At 36.8% G+C, this 21,640-nt stretch carries 18 protein-coding genes; 2 read left to right on the top strand and 16 right to left on the bottom strand.

Annotated features, from left to right (window positions below; genetic code table 11):
* Positions 1–2 precede the first annotated feature (2 nt).
* Positions 3–896 carry a tRNA (adenosine(37)-N6)-dimethylallyltransferase MiaA gene (gene miaA, locus M947_RS16205; RefSeq protein ID WP_021287115.1) on the top strand — a complete coding sequence of 298 codons (894 nt, stop codon included), beginning with the start codon at positions 3–5 and terminating at the stop codon, positions 894–896.
* The gene (locus tag M947_RS16200; protein ID WP_021287114.1) at positions 893–1,327 is read left to right on the top strand and encodes a phospholipase D-like domain-containing protein; all 435 of its coding nucleotides are present in this window, start codon (positions 893–895) and stop codon (positions 1,325–1,327) included. Before miaA ends, M947_RS16200 begins: the two co-directional genes overlap by 4 nt.
* 146 nt (positions 1,328–1,473) lie before the next feature.
* Here M947_RS16200 and M947_RS16195 read toward each other — a convergent pair whose 3' ends face one another.
* The 16 genes from M947_RS16195 to M947_RS16120 form a co-directional block, all read right to left on the bottom strand.
* Positions 1,474–3,840, bottom strand: coding sequence for a tetratricopeptide repeat protein (locus M947_RS16195; protein WP_021287113.1), 2,367 nt, complete (start codon positions 3,838–3,840; stop codon positions 1,474–1,476).
* 175 nt (positions 3,841–4,015) lie between these two features.
* Positions 4,016–5,524: an NADH-quinone oxidoreductase subunit NuoN gene (nuoN, locus tag M947_RS16190; protein ID WP_021287112.1), complete on the bottom strand. Its 1,509-nt coding sequence runs from the start codon at positions 5,522–5,524 to the stop codon at positions 4,016–4,018.
* Entirely contained in the window at positions 5,524–7,065 is a 1,542-nt protein-coding gene (locus M947_RS16185) for an NADH-quinone oxidoreductase subunit M (protein WP_021287111.1), read from the bottom strand. Before M947_RS16185 ends, nuoN begins: the two co-directional genes overlap by 1 nt.
* A gap of 3 nt (positions 7,066–7,068) precedes the next feature.
* Positions 7,069–8,991: an NADH-quinone oxidoreductase subunit L gene (gene nuoL, locus M947_RS16180; protein WP_021287110.1), complete on the bottom strand. Its 1,923-nt coding sequence runs from the start codon at positions 8,989–8,991 to the stop codon at positions 7,069–7,071.
* A gap of 4 nt (positions 8,992–8,995) precedes the next feature.
* Positions 8,996–9,304 (bottom strand): NADH-quinone oxidoreductase subunit NuoK, encoded by a 309-nt coding sequence (gene nuoK / locus M947_RS16175; protein WP_021287109.1) that lies wholly within the window; start codon positions 9,302–9,304, stop codon positions 8,996–8,998.
* On the bottom strand, positions 9,301–9,876 hold the full coding sequence (locus M947_RS16170; RefSeq protein ID WP_021287108.1) for an NADH-quinone oxidoreductase subunit J: 576 nt from the start codon (positions 9,874–9,876) through the stop codon (positions 9,301–9,303). Before M947_RS16170 ends, nuoK begins: the two co-directional genes overlap by 4 nt.
* An 11-nt stretch (positions 9,877–9,887) precedes the next feature.
* Positions 9,888–10,496 (bottom strand): NADH-quinone oxidoreductase subunit NuoI, encoded by a 609-nt coding sequence (gene nuoI / locus M947_RS16165; RefSeq protein WP_021287107.1) that lies wholly within the window; start codon positions 10,494–10,496, stop codon positions 9,888–9,890.
* A 10-nt stretch (positions 10,497–10,506) separates the two neighbouring features.
* Positions 10,507–11,493, bottom strand: a complete 987-nt coding sequence (gene nuoH, locus M947_RS16160; protein ID WP_021287106.1) for an NADH-quinone oxidoreductase subunit NuoH — start codon at positions 11,491–11,493, stop codon at positions 10,507–10,509.
* A gap of 3 nt (positions 11,494–11,496) precedes the next feature.
* Positions 11,497–13,992, bottom strand: a complete 2,496-nt coding sequence (locus M947_RS16155) for an NADH-quinone oxidoreductase subunit G (RefSeq protein WP_021287105.1) — start codon at positions 13,990–13,992, stop codon at positions 11,497–11,499.
* Complete coding sequence (locus M947_RS16150) at positions 13,992–16,235, bottom strand: NADH-quinone oxidoreductase subunit G (RefSeq protein WP_021287104.1); 2,244 nt, start codon at positions 16,233–16,235, stop codon at positions 13,992–13,994. The genes M947_RS16155 and M947_RS16150 overlap by 1 nt, the downstream gene beginning before the upstream one ends.
* A gap of 13 nt (positions 16,236–16,248) precedes the next feature.
* A complete protein-coding gene (locus M947_RS16145) occupies positions 16,249–18,243 on the bottom strand; it encodes an FAD-dependent oxidoreductase (RefSeq protein WP_021287103.1) in 1,995 nt (664 codons plus the stop codon).
* 9 nt (positions 18,244–18,252) lie between these two features.
* Positions 18,253–18,477 carry an NADH-ubiquinone oxidoreductase subunit E family protein gene (locus tag M947_RS16140; RefSeq protein ID WP_021287102.1) on the bottom strand — a complete coding sequence of 75 codons (225 nt, stop codon included), beginning with the start codon at positions 18,475–18,477 and terminating at the stop codon, positions 18,253–18,255.
* A 91-nt stretch (positions 18,478–18,568) separates the two neighbouring features.
* The gene (nuoD, locus tag M947_RS16135) at positions 18,569–19,810 is read right to left on the bottom strand and encodes an NADH dehydrogenase (quinone) subunit D (protein ID WP_021287101.1); all 1,242 of its coding nucleotides are present in this window, start codon (positions 19,808–19,810) and stop codon (positions 18,569–18,571) included.
* An 8-nt stretch (positions 19,811–19,818) separates the two neighbouring features.
* Positions 19,819–20,625, bottom strand: a complete 807-nt coding sequence (locus tag M947_RS16130; RefSeq protein WP_021287100.1) for an NADH-quinone oxidoreductase subunit C — start codon at positions 20,623–20,625, stop codon at positions 19,819–19,821.
* Positions 20,625–21,134, bottom strand: a complete 510-nt coding sequence (locus M947_RS16125) for a NuoB/complex I 20 kDa subunit family protein (protein ID WP_021287099.1) — start codon at positions 21,132–21,134, stop codon at positions 20,625–20,627. Before M947_RS16125 ends, M947_RS16130 begins: the two co-directional genes overlap by 1 nt.
* A complete protein-coding gene (locus M947_RS16120) occupies positions 21,116–21,505 on the bottom strand; it encodes an NAD(P)H-quinone oxidoreductase subunit 3 (RefSeq protein ID WP_021287098.1) in 390 nt (129 codons plus the stop codon). Before M947_RS16120 ends, M947_RS16125 begins: the two co-directional genes overlap by 19 nt.
* Positions 21,506–21,640: the final 135 nt, after the last annotated feature.

The following is a 21,640-nucleotide window of genomic DNA, read 5'->3' as shown; positions in this document are numbered from 1 at the left end:
CCATGAACACTCCCATAAAACAACTCTCAATCATAGGACCAACCGCATCAGGAAAGAGTGATTTAGCTATCAAAGTCGCACAAAAATTTGATGCTTATATCCTCTCTATAGACTCTCTTAGTATCTACAAAGAGATCGATATTGTCTCAGCAAAGCCATCAAAAGATGAACTTGCAAGTGTTAAACATTTTGGCATAGATATGCTCTACCCAGATGAGTATTTTTCTGTAGAGATTTTTATAAACCTCTATAAACAAGTAAAAGAACTGTGTCAAAAAGATAACAAAAATCTTATCATAGTTGGTGGGACTTCCTTTTATCTAAAGTCTCTTCTAAATGGATTATCGCCCCTCCCAACTATAGATGCCAAGATAAAACTTCTTGTAAAAGAGGAGCTTTGTGAGCTAAATGAGTGCTACAATCTACTCTATGATGCCGACAAAGAGTACATGAAAAACATAAGTCCAAACGACTCATACAGGATAGAAAAGGCACTTTTCATCTATAGGGCTTCTGGGCTTACTCCAAGTGAGTACTTTAGAGCAAATCCTCCAAAGCCTATTATAAAAAATCTTGATATCTATAATATTGATGTAGATAGAGATATTTTACACAAAAGAATTGCAAAGAGAACTAAAAAGATGCTTGACTCCGGACTTATTGATGAAGTCTGTTATCTAGAGCAAAAGTACACAAGGTCGCCCCACTCTATGAGCGCCATAGGCATAGTTGAAGTCTTAGACTTTCTTGATGGTAAGAGCACAAAAGAGCAGATGAGTGAGCTAATCTCAACTCACACAGCGCAGCTTGCAAAAAGGCAACAAACTTTTAACCGCACACAATTTGAAAATATTAGATCTGCAAAACTAAATGAACTAGAAGTTTTACTAACATGAAACTCTTTTTAATCTTGCTAATAAGCATAAATTTATATGCCAAGAGCTCTCTTTACTTTTTTCCAAAAGATGCTAAAAGAGCTAAAGATGATATTGAAAAACTCATTAATTCTTCAAAACATAGTATAGATATAGCCATGTATAATTTTGGAGATAAAAAACTAGTAAAGTTATTGCAAAAAGCCCAAAAAAGAGGCGTTATAGTAAAAGTTTTTTATGATAAAAAAGATGTTAATTTTAAAAATATAAAAGCCAAAACACTAGATAAAAAGCTCCACACAAAGATAGCTATATTTGACAAAAAAATAGTTGCCTTTGGAAGCCCAAACTGGACTAAGAAGAGTTTTAAAAAAAATTATGAAGTTTTATATATAACAAACGATAAAAAACTTCTAAGAGAGTTTAATGGATTTTTTGAGAAACTAAAGTAAACACATGACCAACCGTCATCCTGAGTCACTTTTCGTCATCCTGAACTTGATTCAGGATCTCATGCTTTTAAAGAGTTCATGAGACTCTGTACTAAGCACGGAGTGGCGGAAGTGTATGCCATCTAAAAAGTTCTCAGAGTTTTAACCTACAACTTGCTCTCTTTAGCCGCCTTAGCCAACTTAGCCCATGCAGAATCTTTGTCTGCTTCTATGGAGTCTTCATAGGCCCTCTGAGCATCTTCGCCTCTCCAAAGTTTCTCATAAACAGTCCCTAACAAATACTTCTGTCTAGCTCTATTTGAGTTTGAAATTTTTATCTCGTCTAAAGACTTTATAACCTCTAGTGCCTTGTTTAAGTCCTCTTTGTTTATATAGGCTTGATAGAGCGTAAACTCTACAAAAGGACTCTGTACGTAAGAGCTTGAAGCCTCTTGTATCTTCATAACTTCATTTGCGTACTTTATAACTAGATTATCGTCATTCCTCTGGCTCCCAATTGCCATCACTGCAATATATCTCTCTATATCAATATAACTATCTCCATAGACCCTTTGGATATCTACAATAGTCTCTATCATCTTGTTTTCATTCTCTAGCCTTTGGTAAGTATCAAACAAAATTCTATAAACATCTTTATACTCTGAGTCTACCTCTTGTGCTATAAGTGTCACTAAATCTTTTGATGCCTTTAGAACATCACTATAGTTTCCTGTTGCAAAATCAACTTTTATATAACGATATAGCCACTTTTTCCTTACCTCTAAATCTTTTGATTTTAAGTTTTTTAAAGCTATATTTTTTGCAAGTAAAAAATCAGCCCCTTTCATAGCACACTCATAGATGCCATCATCCCAACTATCTGAGAGTTTTATAGAGTACTCTGTAGAGATTTTTAAAACACTATGACACTCTTTTTCTTTTAGTGCCTCCTCCATTGCTCCAACGGCTGCATCGTTTATAATTTGTTGTATGTCCTCATAAACCGTTGCATCTAATTCTAAGAGTTTGTCTTTAGATTCGAGGACTTGCTTATACATTGAGTTTTCAAGCATTAATTTAGCTTTTTCGTATATAGCTCTTTTGCCTATACTATCATCTCTATAAGTCTCTTCAAGCTTGTCATAATCAGCTAGTTTTGTGCTTAAATTTGCATCACTTACATCAAAAAACAGAGAGTCTTTTGCTACTTGAACCTCGTGCTCAAAGAGCCCATCAACAAACGTCTCAAAGTAGTTGTTAAGAGCTTCTAACGCCTCTTGTTTTTTAGAAGTTTTTGCAAGCCAAATACCAACATCTTTAACTAAAGACTCATACTCAATATACTCTAAATTTATCTCATCTAAAAGTGATTGTGCAATAGCTGCCGCGGTTAGATACTCTTGCTTTTGGGCAAAGGAGTCCATCATACGAAGAGACTCTTCATACTTTGAGACAAAAAAACTTGGCTTTGCATTTACTATTTTCATAGCATACTCACTAGCTATTTTATGTTTTTCTCTATAAATATTGTATTGTGCAAGTTTAAAAGCCGCAGTAGCTGCTATGTCTATGTCCCTAGTCTCATTAAGAGCTTTTTCATAAAAAGATAGAGCTTTTGAAGCTGCACCTGATTCTTCTAGCATCTGGGCTTTATATATATAACCCCACTTTGCAAATGGTGATTCTTCATGCTCGCTAAAGAGCCTATCAAAGAAGTAGTCAGCTTGTGTGCCAACTCCTTCTAATGAATAAGCCCTAGCGATGAGAGATAAAACCTCTGCTACATTATCATCTGATGAATACTCTCTTAGGTAGATTTTTGATAGTTCTATAACTTCATCATTATTTCCCTCTAACTTAGCATTTACTTTTATTTTGTAGTAGAGAAGTTCAGCTCTAAAGAGTGAAGATGGGTACTCGCGAATAACTTCATTTATAAGGTCTAAAGATTTTTCATACTCTTTTTGTGCATAAAGCTTTTTAATCTTTAAGTATTCGCTTACATCGTTAACTTCTTTGATATGAACAGGTTTACCTTCTATATCAAGACTTCCTACATATGGAAGTCTGTTTTTATCTAAAAAAAATGGGAAATTTATAGCTACATCTGAGCTTTCTTGAGTTTTTAAAAATGGCACTTCTTTAAGGTAACCAACTACCACCCAATGAGATGCAAGCTCTGCATTTACGTCAAAAACACTATCATCTTGACTTAGGTTAAATACAACAGGATAGAGTTTCATCTTTTTAAAAGGTGTTATTATTAAAAAAAATGTTTTTTTCTTTATCTGAGATTCTATCTTAAAAAAATCATTTTGGATTGGTTTTAATCCTCCTGATGGAGCTTTTGAAAATGCACAAACTATCTGAATGACTTCTTCAAAGTCATTTATCATCTCTTTGCATAAAAATCTGTCTTTATCTTTTATATGGAGTGTTGAGTAGTCGTCAAAATTTGCTCTTGCACCTTGCATAGAGATATCAAGTGCAAAAAGATTAAAAGAGAAAAAGGCTAAAAGCATCCACTTTAACAAATCTTCTTCCTTTGCTTGTTAATAATTAATCTATCCTAGAGCAAAGATATTTAGTACAAAATAACGGTTATCTTGCACTCTCGAAAAACTTGTTTTTCGTAGCTTTAGGGGGTTGCAAGGGACAGAATGTCCCTGCCGCTAAAACGGACAAGTTCGTTTTAGTGTACAAAATAAGCTAGTAACCACTTTTAAATACTAGTGCTGTAATAAACTCTAAAACAGGATTTATAGCAACAAAAGCAAAAATAGTTCCCACTGCTGCAAAGCCGATAATAGTTCTTAGTGGATTTGTTGCATTTGCTGCAAAGACGTGTCCATTTTTGTTTAAAGCTGGCTCTCTCATAAACATAAATACTATTAATTTTAAGTAGTAATATCCAGCAATTGCAGAGTTTAACGCCATGACAAGAGCTAACACTGTATATCCACCTGAGACTGCAGAAGATATCATATAAAGTTTACCCCAAAATAGTGCAAATGGAGGTATCCCAGCTAAACTTAGCATAAAAAGTCCCATGATAGTCGCTGCAACTGGTGCAGTTTGAACCATGCCTGCAAACTTGTTATAACTATGGTCTGAACTTTGATGCAACGGTAGATGTTTTTGACGAGAAATCCAGAGCATACTAAATGCACCAAGATTAGTAAAACTAAATAGTATCCAGTATAAGAAAAGAGCACTATTTGACTGAGTTGTACCGATAAGAACCGCAGCCATTACAAAACCAGCATGAGAGATGGAGCTATATGCTAGCATTCTTTTAACATCGTTTTGTACTAGTGCCCAAATATTTGCAGCTGTCATTGTTACTACAACTACAATGTAGAGAATTATCTCTAACCATACTACACCGCTATGAATCAAGAACTCGAACATCCTCATAGCCACTATAAACACCGCTATTTTTGGAACTATAGACATAAATCCAGCCAGAGCCGCAGAGGAGCCTTCATAAACATCAGGCGCCCATGTATGAAATGGAACAAGAGAGAGTTTAAATCCAAGAGCTCCTAAGAGAAAAGTAACACCAACAAGAACAAAGCCCATATCAGCAAAGCCATTTTCTGTAAGCACTGTAGCTATTTGGTTAATCTCCACTGAACCTGTAAGTGCATAAAATACCATCGAGCCAAAACTAAAAAAACCAGCTGCTAAGGCTCCCATAGTAAAGTATTTAACTGCCGCTTCAAAAGATTTGTCACGGTTATGCATAGCTATCATAGTATATAGTGCCAATGATGCAGTCTCAAGTCCTACAAAGATTAGAATTAGATTGTCTGTGGCAACCATAAACTGAAAACCACCAAGCATAAACAAAAAGAGTGCGAAAAATTCAGAGTAAGAAAACTCATGAAATCTTTTGTGTGTTAAGGCTAATGGAATGAAAAGCAGTGATGCACCAACTATGATGAGTTGTGCTAAGATTGCAAGTCCATCTATTAGCATCACATCAAAGACACCCATAATAGTGCCACCTGTACTAAATAGTCCTGCTGTTTGTGCTATTGCTCCAAAGTCTAAAAGTAAGAAAATGATACTTATCATTACATAAAGAGTCTTATCTAAATCACTCTTGAAAATATCAATTATTAAGATTAGCAGAGCACCAATGATAGGAATTAACATTGGTGCAAGAGTCATCAAGTTTAATGACTCTAGTGAAACGTTTACTGGCTCTAACATTAGTTTGCCTCCTTAACTCTAGTAACCCCATCCATCAGGTTAGGGATTCTCTTTTTAGCTTCTTCGCTGATAGACTTATCATGCATCAGTTGAACAACTGATTCAACTGAGTTGTTGATAGGCTCTAAGAGAGGTTTAGGGTAGACACCCAACCAGACTGTGATGATAACAAGAGGAACTAAAGCTACAAGCTCTCTTTTGTTTACATCTGGGAGGTTTCTATTTTTTTCATTTGTAACTTCACCAAAAAACATCTTTTTATAAGCCGCCAACATATATATAGCACCAACTATAATAGCTATTCCAGCTAGAAGAGTTAAGATGTGTGATTGTTGATAGAAACCTAAAAGACTTAAAAACTCTCCAACAAAGTTTATAGTAAGTGGAAGACCAACTGATGCCATAAGCATTATCCCAAAGATGGTTGCATATCGTGGCATAACAGAAGCAAGCCCGCCAAACTCAGCCATCATCTTAGTATGTCTTCTATCATAAATAACACCAACAAGTAAAAATAGTGCTCCTGAGACTACACCGTGAGCTATCATTAAAAAGATAGAACCTGTAATACCCTCAACATTTAGAGCAAAAGTTCCCAATATGATAACACCCATATGTGAGATGGATGAGTATGCAACAACTTGCTTGATATCCTCTTGAGCATAAGCCACCATAGCTGTATAAATAATCATAATAATAGCGATAACCGCTATAGGAAACATAAAAAATACAGATGCATCAGGAAACATCGGAAGTGATAATCTTATAAACGCATATGTACCCATCTTTAGTAAGATGGCAGCTAGTATAACTGAACCAATGGTTGGTGCTTGTCCATGAGCGTATGGCAACCATGTATGAAATGGAAACATTGGAACTTTAATGGCAAAACCAACAAAAAATGCTATAAATAGCCATAGTTGAAAGGTCTCAGGAAGTATAAGTCTATACCACTCTAAAAATGCAAAACTCCACGATCCCGTAGCTTGATAGTAAAAATATGCCATAAATAGCATACCAACTAGCATAACTAGTGAGCCTGTAAAAGTATAGAGGAAAAACTTTACAGAGGCGTAAATTCTAAGAGGTCCACCCCATGCACCAATGATATATAGCATCGGAACAAGTGAAAGCTCCCAAAATACATAAAATACAATAGCGTCTAGTGCCACAAAAACACCAGCCATAGTCATCTGTAAAAACAGAAGTGAGATTATCATGTTTTTAACATTCTTAGTCTCACCTAAAGAAGCTATACCTATCATAGTAAAAAATGAAGCCAGTATGACTATAAAAAGTGAGATACCATCTACTCCTAGTATGTAGTTGATTCCAAAAGAAGGAACAAGTGGAACCATCTCCATAAACTGCATTCCAGATATACTAGAATCAAATGAGAACCACAACAACAAGGATAGAGCAAACTCTATAAATGCAACTGCAACACCATAAGCTCTTATACTATCTTTTGCAACAGCAAAACCAAATATTGCCGCTACTGCTGGAAAGAAAACCAAAATTGATAATATATTATCTAACATCTATTAAACTCCTAAGCCTGATAAAATCAACATGATTTTATCAGAGTGTCTAGTTGCTAATCCAAAAACAACCGCTAAAGAGAGAAGAGCAACAAGACCTGCTACCATCCACTTTAACATTGTTGAGAGATTACCACTTTGCATATCTCTACTGTTTTCGCCCGTTGCATAGATAACATTTGCGATCCCATCAACTGTAGCATCAACCACTTTTTGATCTAGATGCTTCCAAAACACGCTTGAGAGTTCTCTATAAGGTTTTACCAAATACTCTTCATAAAAGTGTGGAATGTAGTACTGGTTGATTAGTAGTTTATAGAAAAAACTCTTCTCCATTGCACTTGTCCCATCTGGCACTTTTATACTTTTACTCATATATTTTTTGTATGCAAAAATAATAGATGCAATTACAAAAAGTTGAGTACCTATTGTTATGACCCAATATGTAAGTGGATGATGAATATGATATTCAATCGCCGGAAGTAGATTAGTTACCATCTCAAAGTATGAGAGTTTAAATGAACCAGCAATAATAGCCAATAAAAGAAGAGGACTCATTGCAACAAGCATAAACTTATATGCTTCATGCGGATGAAAACCAAATAGTTTATATCTCTCCTCTCCATGAAAAATCAAAGCAATTATTCTAAAAGAGTAAAATGCAGTTAGACCTGCAGTTACAAGTAAAACAGTGTAGATGATGTAGTGCTGTTCAACAAAAGCTGCCTCTAAAATCAAATCTTTTGAGAAAAAGCCTGCAAATGGGTAGATACCAGCTAGTGCTACTGATGCCAATGTCATCATTATCATAGTTACCTTCATTTTTTTACCTAGACCACCCATCTTAAATGGATCAAGTTCACTATCCATTGCATGCATAACATTACCTGCACCCAAGAAAAGAAGTGCTTTAAAGAATGCGTGTGCCATTAGATGAAAGAGTGCAACCCAGTAAGCGCCTAGTCCTGCTGCAACAAACATATAACCAAGCTGAGACAGAGTAGAGTAAGCAATCACACGCTTAATATCCCGATTTACAAGAGCCATGGAAGCCGCAAAAATAGCAACAAAGGCACCAAGACTAGCGATAAATAGTCCAACATTTGGGATAAGAGCATAGAGTTCATGTGAGCGAATAACTAAGTAAACACCCGCTGTTACCATTGTAGCTGCGTGAATTAGAGCTGAGACTGGAGTAGGTCCCTCCATAGCATCTGCAAGCCATGTGTGAAGTGGAAACTGAGCTGATTTACCCATAGCTCCAACAAACAAGAAGATTCCTATCCATGTAAGAGCAGAAGTATCTAAAGCTGGCATTGCTGCAAAAGCTTCGTGATATTGCAAGCTTCCTGTGTTCCAGTAGATCAAAAAGATACCGATAAGCATACCAAGGTCTGCGATACGGTTCATAATGAACGCCTCATTAGCAGCCCATGTAGCACTCTCTTTTTTATACCAAAAGCCGATAAGGCCCCAAGAACAAAGACCAACACCTTCCCAGCCAATAAAAAGACCAGCAAAGTTGTCACTCATGACAAGAACCAACATTGAAAAAACAAATGCTGAGAGCCATGAGAAAAATCTGTTAAAGCCTTTATCGTGATCCATGTAGCCAATAGCATAGACATGAACTACAGTTGAGACTAGAGTTACTACCATCATCATAGTAACACTTATCTGATCAACAATAAACCCAAAAGGAATATATAAATCACCAGCAGTAATCCATGTCATCATCTCAACTTGAACAAACTGTCCGCTTGAAATTACAAACACCAAGAGAATAGTACTTGCAATAAATGAGAGACCAAGAAGCAGACTTGTAACAACACCTGTCACAAGTGTCTTAGGCGATGCACCAAAGAGTGCAGCAAACAAAGAGCCCACAAGCGGTGCAAATAGTGCAGTATAGAGTAATAGTTCCATATATCTATCCTTTCATCGTTGACATTAAGTCAAGATCTATTGCATTGTGTCGTTTATGCCAAACTATAAGCAAACCAAGTCCTACAGCAACTTCAGATGCAGCAATCGCAATCACAAAAAATGCAAACATTTGACCAGTCAAATCACCATAAAAGTGTGAAATAGCAGCAAAAGCGATATTTACAGAGTTTAATAAAATCTCAGTTGCAAAAAATAGCATTAACAGATTCTTTCTTCTCATTACCCCTACTAAACCTATAGAGAATAAAATAGTAGAAAGTACAAGATAGTGGTTTAGTCCTATTTCCATCATAGAAGTACCTTTTTATTTTTTTCTTCTCTCATCTCTATAATCTCTCTATCACTCATAAGAGTAAGAGACAAGTCCATCTTTTTACCAGCGAGTACTATACCTGAGACCATTGCAACTAGTAACATTACAGCTGCAAGCTCAAAAGGAACTAGGTATTTAGTAAAGAGAACCATTCCTATCTCCTGAGTATTTCCTACTCCTTCAGTCATAGGATAGTAAGCGTTGATATTATCACCTATAATAGGAGCAGAAACTATCACAACTACTAAAATAGCAGCTAGTGTAGATAGACCTACAATAAGGTACTTATTTCCAGCCTTTTCTTTTACATCCCTAGTTGTGTCAAAAAACATCATTCCAAAAGCATAAAGAGCCATTACAGCACCAGAGTAAACGACAATTTGTACCGCACCTAAAAAATCAGCTCCTAAAATAAAGAAAAATGCTGATATAAAAATCATTCCTGCTGCTAATGCCGTTAGAGCATATAATGCTTGCGATGTTGTAACTGTAATATAGAACATCGCTATTGTTAGAAAAGCAAACAGATAAAAAGCAATCGCTTCAAACATAATCAAACTCCTTAATATGCTAGAGGTGTTTTCTTAACACGCTCATCTTCATGTGGTGTAATCGCACCAAAACCTTCAAACTCCGCTTGAGTTCCCGCTTTCATCTTCTCTAGTGGTGTTAACATTGTTTTGAAATCTACAAAATGCTCTCTTTGATCAGATGCATTTTCATACTCCCCACCATGCGTAATCGCAAGCTCAGGACAAACCTCAGCACAATATCCACAAAAGATACAGCGACCTAGGTTTATAGTGTACTCACTTACCTCTTTACGAGACTCTTCATCTATTTTTGTATCCATTCTGATACAGTTTGAGATACAAATCTTCTCGCAAAGTCCACAACCGATACATCTCTCAGCATCTGATTCCCAAAGCCTCTTCATCTCATGAACTGCACGATATCTTGGACCTATTGGCATCTTCTCCTCTGGGTATCTTACTGTGTGGATATCAAACTTGATCATCTCACGCAAAACAACCCAAAGACCCACAAAAAGCTCGCCTCTAAAGGTTCGCTTTACTACTCGTTTAAATTTACCCCATCCATCAGTTGGATAGTCTTCTATGTCTACTAAAAAATACTCATTAGAGATATTTCTGTTGTTAAATTGTTCCATCACTACCCCCTTACATCAATACTATAGCAGTAACTAAGATGTTCAGCACTGCAATTGGCATAAGCACTTTCCAACATAACCACATCAACTGATCTGGTCTTATATCAGGCCATGCAGCTCTTGTCCATAAAAAGAAAAAGAAGAAAAATGCCATCTTAGCTAAGAGTCCTAAAGCCCCTAAAAGACTTCCATCACCAAAACCACCTAAGAAAAGAAGAGGAATCACAAAAGACATAAAGAACATATTTGCATATTCACCTATGAAGAAAAGCCCCCATCTCATACCAGAGTACTCAGTACCAAACCCATCAATAATCTCATGGTCGTTTGCTATAAGGTGAAAAGGAGTTCTTCCAGTCTCTGCAAAAGCAGCTATCCAAAAAAGTACAAATGCAACAGGCTGGCTCCAGATAATCCAATCCGTAATCCCACCAGATTGATACTCATTAAAGTCGATAAGAGAGAGTGAACCAACCATCATAATTGGTGCTAAGATAGAAAGCCCAGTTACAACCTCATAAGAGATAAAAACTGCAGCTCCCCTTGCAGCTGAGATAAGTGAGAACTTATTTGCAGATGCCATACCACCAAGAAGTGGACCATATAGTCCAACTCCCATAACTCCTAAGATATACAAGATACCGATGTTTATATCTGCTACTATTGGATGAACTGTGTATCCAAAGATAGTAAATTGTGGTAAAAATGGAATGGCAGCTGCTGCCATAAATGCAGTAGCTGCAGTTATAACCGGAGCTATCTTAAAGATAGGAGCTACTACATTCTTAGGAATAATATCCTCTTTAGTAAATAGTTTAACACCATCTGCTGCTACTTGAAGCAGTCCATAAGGACCAACATTCATAGGTCCAAGTCGCCTTTGCATAAAAGCAAGAACCTTTCTCTCAAAGTAAGTTCCAATACCCGCTAGAGCAGAAAAGACAAGTAAAACTACAACAATTTTTATAATTGTCTCAATTAAATATGCTGTTTCCATATATTACACCCTTTCAATCGAAGCTTTATTAAAGCGGTAGCCGCTAAAAAGTGCTTCTGAATTTATTTTAGTATCAAATGTTGGTAGAACTGCTATATCTCCAGCGATTTTATTATCACTTACAATATTTACAACTATCTCTCCATTAGAGTTTTTCAAACGAACACTCTGTCCTTCCTCAAACTCTGAGTTTGTTAAAAACTCTTCACTCATGTAGAGCCCTGAGACTTCATCAAGATTTGTAGTCTTGTGGGTAAACTCAGTAAACTGTCTTACAGGGTTTGCAAGATAGATAATCATCTCACTATCTTTTATCAGTTTCTCATCACTAAATGGCTCAACACTTTGGTTTGTACTTCTTTTAACTTTTATCTCACCAAGTAGATAACCTCTATGCTCACTTCCATCATTTTCATAATGGTTTGGCAAGTCATCAAAGTTTAACTCACTAAAGCCAGCTTTTAGTCCAAGAGATGGAGTGTACTCTATAGTCTCATTGGCATTTAGTCCTAACTCATTTGCTATATCATTTAGCTCATAGCCATGGTAAGGAAGTGCTGCATTTGTAGGGTTTACTCTTTTGTTTATAGAAGTTAGAGTCCCCTCTTGTTGATTCATTGCAGGCATGTCCAAATCACCATCACCTAAAGCACTTAGAGTAAAATCTGCTTTTGTGTTATAGCCTATAGTAAACGTGCCTCTCTCATCATCAAGTTCACAAATAAGAGCAACACCCAAAGAGTTAGTTAGTGGTGGAATTATCGTTAATTTAATATCACTGCATCTCTCTACAAGAGCTACGAGTCTTGCTATATTTTTAGAGTTTGGATGGTTGTACAAATCCTCCCCTACTATCATGCTAAAGCTATCTTTTTTCTTGAGATTTTTCTCTAGAGTTTCCATAAAACTATCATCTAATCCTAAGATTTCTAAAAGAGCGTTATCATCAACTTCTACCTCTTTAGAGATTTTCTTAGGTATCATTTTTTTCTTTTCTATCTCAACTTCTTCCTCTTCGCCCGTTTCTTCATTGAGCTTCATCTCTTTAACAATTTCAACTACTTCTTCTTTTATAGTCTCTTCTATAGTTATCATCTTCTTAGTGTGAAATCCTTCTAGGTATTCAGTTACTTTTGCAGGAAGTTTTTCTCTGTCTGCAAACAAATCTAAGATAAGATAAAGAGCTACTTCTTCTTGAAGTGGAGCGTGCTCTACTGTCATAATGCTCTTGCCAAGTCCCTCTATGATAGGGTCTTTTACAGGATGAAAGTAAAGTCCTGCACCTTTATTTACAGTCATTGAATTGTTTAGTGCATATCTCGCATTTGGATTATCACTCTTAAGTGCTGCTCCTATTGAGATAACAAAGTTAGAATTATGAGTTAGTTTTAAATCTCCACTATAGAGCATACTTCCACTTACTTCACTATAGTTTTTCAAGAAAGTTTGAAATGATTTTGCTTCTTTGTTTATAAGTTTGTATCCACGCTTCTCTTTTAAACTTTGTAGTATAAAAGCCTCTTCGTTTGTAATAGTAGAAGTAAACTCTATAGTATCAGCCTTCTTAAAAGCTTCTATAGCAGATGCAAAGGCTTTTTCATCTTTAGATGCAACTCTATTTTCATAATCAAACCCATATCTACCAGCTCCACAAAGTGAGACATAGTTCCACTCATTCATAACTCTATAGATTTTTTTCGTATCATCTGAGACACTTGTATGTTTTACATCGTAGTAGATTTGACATCCTGCAGAGCAGTGTCCACAAGTTGCTGGGATTTGAGTGAGTTCCCATGCGTTTGAAGTATACATAAAGTGAGTATCTACTAATGCTCCAACAGGACAAACCGCCGCACACTCTCCACAACTTGTACAATCAAGAACATCAGTTCCATTTGTAAGCCCGATAAGTGATTTGTTAAGTTTGTTCCACATTGAGTAAGCATCTTTTGGCATACTCTCTTTATACTCAGCCTCAAGTGCATCTCCGCCGCGAGGAACAGTCTTTAAAGAGTTATCTCCTATCATATCCTTACATACAGTTACACATCTCTCACACACTATACAAAGGCCTGGATCATAGTGGATATGCCCCCAATCATGAGAACTTCTATCTACATCCTTTACTGCATAGCTTTGAGAATCCACTCCCATCTCTAGAGTATAGTTTTGTAGCTCGCATTCGCCTGACTGGTCACACACTCCACACTGTAGAGGATGATTTACATCGTAAACTTCCATAATTGCACGATGCTCTTTAGCTATATTTTCAGTTTTTGTTGTTATGTTCATGCCATCTTTGCTTTTTGCATTACAAGCATAAACTTGTTTTCCATCAGCTTCTACAAGGCAGATACGACAAGCTAGTGTCGGACTACATCTTGTTAAGTAACAGATAGCTGGAATAAAGATATCATTAGCACGAGCGGCATTTAAAATATACTCGCCCTCTTGCGTCTGTACCTCTTTACCATCTATATTTATAGTAATTTTACTCATTATACTACTCTCACTATTTTGGTTTTTTCAAATCTATATCTACTTGAATCAAGTACCCCATCAAAAGTAGGATTTAGTGCTATTGTGCCCTTTAACTCGCTATCGAGCTTAAACTCTCTTTGTAAAGTCTTAGAATTAAATGTAATCTCTATTTTGTCTCCATCAGAGATTTTAGCAGCTGCTGCAAACTGAGCTGAGCCTCTTAGAGTTGTATCACGTTCAAGTTGCTTTGTTTTGTTTGTGTATGCATTAAACTGTAAAACTGGGTTTGAATGATATATAATTGTACCATTGAATTCTGGTAAATCTTCTATCTCTTCTAGCTCTGCCTTAGCTTCACACACAACTTCATCTAGTATGTAACCTCTGTTATCATCTCCATCTTTAGATAAAAAGTTTTCTAGCTCATCAAATTCGATAGTCTTAAATCCAGCACTTTTACTTAACTCAGCTGTATAGTCAATAGTCTCTCTAGCCTTAACTCCACAAGCAGATGCTAAGTCATTTAGGGTATAACCTGCATAACTAAGTGCAACATTTGTAGGTAAGACTCTATTATCAATGCTTACAAAAGTCCCCTCTTGTTGGTTTAGTGCAGGAACATAAAAGTCTGCTTCTTCAAGTGATGAAATAGTAAAGTCTGCTTTTGCGTTATAGCCTACAACCCTATCTATATCCTCATCAATATCTAGCTTGCAAATCAAAGAGACTCCAAGGGTATTAACTTCATTTGGTACTACAACTAAAGAAAAAGTACTATATTTTTCTATGATCGCTGCTAGTTTTGCTATGTTTTTTGACCGCTTATGTGAGATAATATCGTCTCCGACAATTAGCACACGATTTTTAGCTCTAGCAAATGATTTCATCATAAACTCAAGCTCTTCTTCTCCAATATTACTCTCTGCACCCAAATAACCAAGATCTAAGTCATTAAAGAATCCTCTCTCACTCTCACTGAGATCCGCATCTGCAAGTATCGCATTTGCCAAAAGAGCCATCACACCCTCTTCAGTTCCAACCTCATACTTCATAAGTTGGGTGATGGTGTTTTGCATAAGTGCATCTTCTATAGGATGAGCATAGACTATTTTTGCACCATTATGCCTTGCTGCAGTAGTTAGTGCATATCTTACAGCTGGGTTGTCAGTTGCTATTTTAGTTCCTATAACTATAGCTGCATCTGCTTGTTTTATGGCATCTAATGAACCACTATGATGAAGTTTTGAGCTAAGAGAGCTATAAGAGTGCATAAACTCTTGATATTTTCTAGCATCTTCATTGAAAAGCTTAAGCCCTAGCTTTTGTTTTAAAAGATTTAAGATATGAGCCTCTTCATTTGTAATCATAGATGAAAAACGAATCGCTTTAGCACTCATGAGAGCCTCTTTTGCTCTTAAAAATGCTTCCTTATCACTAACGTTTTTGTTATCAAAATCAAAACCAAACCTTCCTGCACCACAAAGTGATGTAAATTCAAAGTTATTTTTTACTCTATAGATAGAATCATCTCCATTTATTGATGTGTGTCTTGTCTCATACTCTAAAGGGCAACCGCCAGAGCAGTGAGCACAAGTAGCAGGTACACGACTTAACTCCCAAGCATTTGCACTATACTTAAAGTTTGAGCTAACAAGTGCTCCAACAGGGCAAACTGCTATACACTCTCCACAAAAAGTACAATCAAGAACCTCAGAATTTTTAGGGATTATAACTGAACTATAACCACCAAACTTGACTTCTATTGCATCATCTCCGATTACTTCATTACAAACATGAACGCACTTTTCACACAAAATGCATAGAGATGCCTCATAACCAATGAGTCCCCAATCTTTAGTCTCACGAAATTGGTCACGAGCTGAGAAATTTTGTCTACTTACTCCAAACTCTAAAGTCTTATTTTGCAGATCACACTCGCCCGATTTATCACAAACACCACATTCTAGCGGATGATTTACATCGTAGAGTTTCATGATATTTGTTCTCTCAAGCTCTAACGCTGGAGTGTTTGTTGTTATCTCAATGCCCTCAGTCGGAGGAGTGTTACAAGAGAGAACGAAACCATCAATCCCCTTAGCTTCAACTACACACATACGACAAGATGCGCATGGTGAGGTTTTTGAGATATAGCACATAGTCGGGATGTAGATCTCATTTTTGCGAGCTACAGTCAAAATAGTCTCGCCTCTCTTTGCTTCTACAGAGATACCATCAATTTTAAAGTTAATTAAATTACTCATATATCCCTCCACTTCATGTTGCTACCATTGCTATATAGTAGCAACGCATACAGCGATCAGCTTCACTCATCGCTTCTTCTTGAGTAAACCCTAGATTTACCTCTTTGTTATTGTCTTTGCGAATATCAACGGCTAATTTTTCACTATTTTGTCTAGGTAGCCCTGGAAGCCAGCCTACTATTTTTTCTTTTTTGTCATAAACCTTAAGTTTGCGAAGATGGTCTTCCATAATCTCATCATCGCTTAGAGTAATCTCTCCACTTTGCAAGTATCTACTCATAACAGATGCAGCTCGTTTTGCCTGACCTACTGCATTTACAATAGTCATAGGACCATACTCACAATCTCCTGATGCAAAAACACCTCTTTTTGATGTCATATAGTCCCTGCCATTTGTTTTAAGTGTTCCCCAAGAAGTCATCTCAAGCTCCCACTCTTTTGGGAGTAACTCTAAGTCAGCCGATTGAGAAACAGCTGGGATTATATAGTCAGTCTCGATGCTGTAAGATGCACCTTCAATTTTGACTAACTGTGCACGACCACCATCTGGATTTGGAACTAATTCAAATTTATCTATCAGGAGTGATTTTAAAACATCTTCTTCATCAACCATAGTATTAACTGCTGAGTGAAACAAAAATTCAACACCCTCTTCCACTGCTTCATGGTACTCTTCATAAGTTGTATTTTTGATAATAGTTTCTTCATCACGACGATAAATCATATAGACCTTTTTAGCATTTGCACGAATGGCACAACGAACAACGTCCATAGAAGTAAATCCACCACCAACGCAGACAACAGTTTTGCCAGTTAGATCTACTTTTTGTCCTATCTCATACTTATCCCAAAGGTTGATTTGGTCTAGCATCTCAATAGCAGACCAATAACCTTTTATCTCAGGTCTCTCATTGTCACATCGAACTTTTTTTGAGATGCGAGTACCAGTTGCAATCATGGTAGCATCGTACTCGCTCTCAAAGCGTCTCATATCATCTGCATTAATTTTGCTATTGGTTATGAAGTTTACACCCATATCTCTAACGCATTCAATGTCTTGATTATACTTATCTACAGGCATTCTATACTCAGGAACACCGACTGCAACTTCACCACCTAGAACTGGAAGCTCTTCATAAACATCAACTTCAACACCCTCGGCTGCAAGATAGTAAGCATTTGTAAGCCCAGCAGGACCAGCACCTATAACTGCTACTCTTTTGCCATTTTTAGGTTTTTTCTCTATCGGATGAAAAAAGCCAAAGCCATGATCTGTTTCATAGTCAGCTCCAAGACGTTTTAACTCCATGATAGATATAGGCTCATCAAGATTTGTTCTTCTACAAGCATCTTCACATGGATGAGGACAGACGCGTCCACAAACATGAGCTAGTGGCATAGTCTGTCTGGTAGCTTCAAGTGAGTCATCAAATCTTAAATCTCTAACACCCTCTATATAAGCTGGAATATCAACATGAGCTGGACACATATCAGTACAAGGTGCAGTTATTTTTGCGATATAACTAACATCCTCATTGTAGTGTTTAGATGGTTTTTGGCTCTTTATGCACTCCATAAAAACATCTTCAAAATGAGTCATCAAATCAATGATAGGATTTGGAACAGTTTTTCCAATCTCACATTTTGAGGTGATCTGCATACTCTTGCCAATCTCTTTGAGATGTTCCATATCGCTTAGAGTTCCCTCTCCACGAGCGATTTTATCTAGCTGGTCGTAAAGAATTCTACCACCCCATCTCCCAGGTGCACATCTTCCACAAGCCTCAGAATATACTTGATACTGTGCAGCGTACTCCATACACAAACGGATAACATCAACATCCGCGTTAAAGAGTGAAACTCCATCCCAACCTATAAAAGCTTTAGACTCGCGGTGGTCATCATAAGTTGCAGGTAGATTATACGCTGACTCTTCCCACTCTTCTTGTGGCTTGCCGACATTATTAACCAGTTCACCGTTCCAAGTAGAAAAATATACTTTACTCAAAATAAATCCCTAAACTTTTTTAGCCACGATAGTCCAATCGACTTCGTTAAACTTTAAAGAGTTCATCAACTCATATCCGCTTTTCTTTACCAAATCCGCTGATTTTTGAATAGGCGAGAAATCACCTATCTCAAATAAAAATATTGCAACTTCACCAGCACCATGAGTTTCTAAAATCTCTTTCATTCTAGGTTCAAACTCTGACTTTAAGTGTCTTAAATCATATCTTTTCATATTTGTCTCCTTTTACAAAGAAGTGAATTCTTTGTAAAATCCCCCTCACTAAAGCTACATCTAGCGATGAGAAAAAAATTATTTAAATTTATCATCGGTCAACTTCTCCAAAAACTATATTTGTAGTACCAATAATAGAGACAACATCTGGAATGTAGTGACCTGGAATTAAATCTGTTAAAACTCCTGTATGCCAAAAAGATGGAGCACGAACTTTTAGTCTATATGGATATGGACCACCTTGAGAGTTTATGAAAAAACCAAGCTCTCCTTTTGGTGATTCAGTCGCTACATAGACCTCTCCAACTGGAGGTCTCATACCTTGAGTAACAAGCACAAAGTGCTGCATCAAAGAGTAGTTTTGAGTCATAATATCTAGCTTTGGAGCCGATACATACTTTGGAGCGTGAGCCATAAGCTCAGTTTGTCCATCTTTTACACACTTCTCATACATATCTATGGTTTGATAGAGTATTTTTGCGCTCTCTCTCATCTCCTCCATAAAGATGCGATATCTTGCAAAGTTATCACCTTTGTCAGAGTAAGGAACACTGAACTCTACTTCATCATAAAGTTCATAAGGCTCTTCTTTACGAATATCCCAAGCTACACCGCTAGCTCTAAGCATTGGACCTGTACAGCCCCATGAAAGTGCCATCTCCGTAGATAGTGTACCAACCTCTTCCATTCTCATAAGCCAGATACGGTTAGTATCAAGTAGATCTTCATAAGTCTTGATATTCTCTGGTAACTTATCTAAAAACGTCTTAAGTTGTGTGATAAAACTATCTTGAATGTCTAAAGGAACTCCACCGATACGAATGGCAGCATGAGTAAGTCTAGCTCCACAATAACCCTCGATTATATCCATCAAGTACTCTCTCTCACGAAATGCATAAAGAAAAACTGTCATAGCACCGATGTCTAATGCAGTAGTTGCAAGCCAAAAGATATGAGACATGAGACGATTTATCTCCAAAAGCATCATACGGATAATTTTTGCACGGCGAGGAACTTCTAAGCCTATAAGCTTTTCAACTGTAAGAGCAAAACCGTAGTTATTTGCAGATGATGCGATATAGTCCATGCGGTCAGTTGTTGGCATAAACTCATTGTAAATCATGTTTTCAGCCATTTTTTCCATACCACGATGAAGATATCCAATATCTGGATGAGCTTTTGTTATCATCTCTTGTTGAAGATGAAGCATTAAACGCAACTGTCCGTGAGCTGATGGATGCTGAGGACCGAAGTTTAAGATAAGCTCATTATCTTCCCTATCAAAAGTGATATTCTCAAAAAACGGGGTTAATCTATTTTTTATTTGTGCCATATCTCTACCTATCTTTGAGGATCATCAATAACTACTGATGACTTTCTATCAAATTTTTTAATCAAGAAAACTCCACCTTCTTCTTGGTAAGCTTCTTTTACTTTAGGCTCATCGCCTGTAACCTTAGTTCCCTTAGGCACCTCATGACCCAAAAGAGAAAATCTCTCAGAATCATAGCGATCAACTCTCGCAGTATCACGAATTTCAGGTCCTATTATATCTCTTGCTTCTTTACCAAAAATCTTATCTACTTCATACCAAGCCGCAAACTCATCACCTTGGAGTGGATAAGTCTTTAGAAGTGGGTGTCCTTGCCAATCATAAGGCATAAGGATTCTTTTCATAAACGGATGTCCATTAGCCTCTATGCCAAACATATCAAACATCTCTCTCTCAGACCAATCAGCCGAGCGAAAAAGTTTCTCAACTGAGTTTATGGCTTGATTCTTTTTTATAAAAGTTTTGATGCGGATTCTTCTTCTCTTTTGCATACTTAGCATCTGGTAAAAAACCTCAAACCCACCGCGATCTGCAATCCAGTCAATAGCACTCATCTCAGAGAGTTGAGAGTAAGCTCTTTCATTTTTTAAAAGTTCTAGCACTTTAAAATTATCTTGTGGATTTATATAAACAACTAACTGCCCAACTTGTATATAAGCATCAAGTACCTCAAATTTGGACTTTATAGCCTCTAAGTCTGCACTAAAGAGTTCATCACTCTCTGGAGTACTTTTAGGAACTTGTGGAGATTTATAAAATCTATCTGTATAGTATGGTTTTTTCTGTACATCATCTTTAGGTTTATAAGCTCTCATTACATTAACCTTTTTGCTTTTTGTGCTCTTGAAGCTTGGTTTGCACGAATCTTTTTCTGTAGAAGCATAACGCCATACTGTAGTGTCTCAGGCCTTGGTGCACAGCCTGGAAGATACAAATCTACAGGAATCACTCTATCTACACCCTGAACAGTTGCATAAGTGTTAAACATTCCACCAGTATTTGCACATGAGCCCATAGATATAACCCATCTAGGCTCAGTCATCTGGTCGTAAAGTCTTTTAATAAACTCAGCATGTTTTTTTGTAAGAGTTCCAGCTACTATCATAACATCAGCTTGACGAGGAGATGCACGAAAAATCGTTCCAAAACGGTCAAAGTCATATCTTGCAGCACCAGATGCCATCATCTCAATCCCACAACATGCAAGACCATAAGTCAGTGCCCAAAGCGAGTTTGAACGACCCCAATTAACAATTTTATCTATACTTGTTAGTGCTACAGGTAAACCTGCATTTTGTGTATAGTTTACTTTATGTTGTGCCATTCAAGCGCTCCTTTTTTCCATGCGTATATAAAACCGATAGTCAATAAAAGTATAAACATCAACATCTCAGCAAAACCAAACCAACCAAGTAGTTTAAAATCTACCGCCCATGGAAACATAAAAATAATCTCAACATCAAAAAGTAAAAACAAAAGTGCAAATAGATAAAACTGTGGCGAAATTCTATTTGGCTGTTTAGTTACCTCTGGTCCACACTCGTAAACTGAGAGTTTGATTTTTTCACTATCCTTAGCTGCTAATGCACGACTCGCTAAACGAGCTATCACCGTTGTAGCTGTAAATGCACCAAATGTTATAACAAATAGTACAAAGACACCAAAATACGGATTTGAAGTCACTATATGCTCCATACAACCTACCTTTAAATAATTTTTTTCTTGTTTACTCGCAAGAGGGACAAGAAAAAACAGTTACTGCACTATATCAAAAAGAGTATTAAATATAATATACAAAAAGTAGAAGAATTTTAAAATGTCACTAAATGA

The organism is Sulfurimonas hongkongensis, from assembly GCF_000445475.1.
In the GTDB taxonomy this organism is placed as follows: domain Bacteria; phylum Campylobacterota; class Campylobacteria; order Campylobacterales; family Sulfurimonadaceae; genus Sulfurimonas; species Sulfurimonas hongkongensis.
Note: the sequence above shows the minus strand (reverse complement) of the source record. Positions and strands in the feature narration are given on the sequence as shown.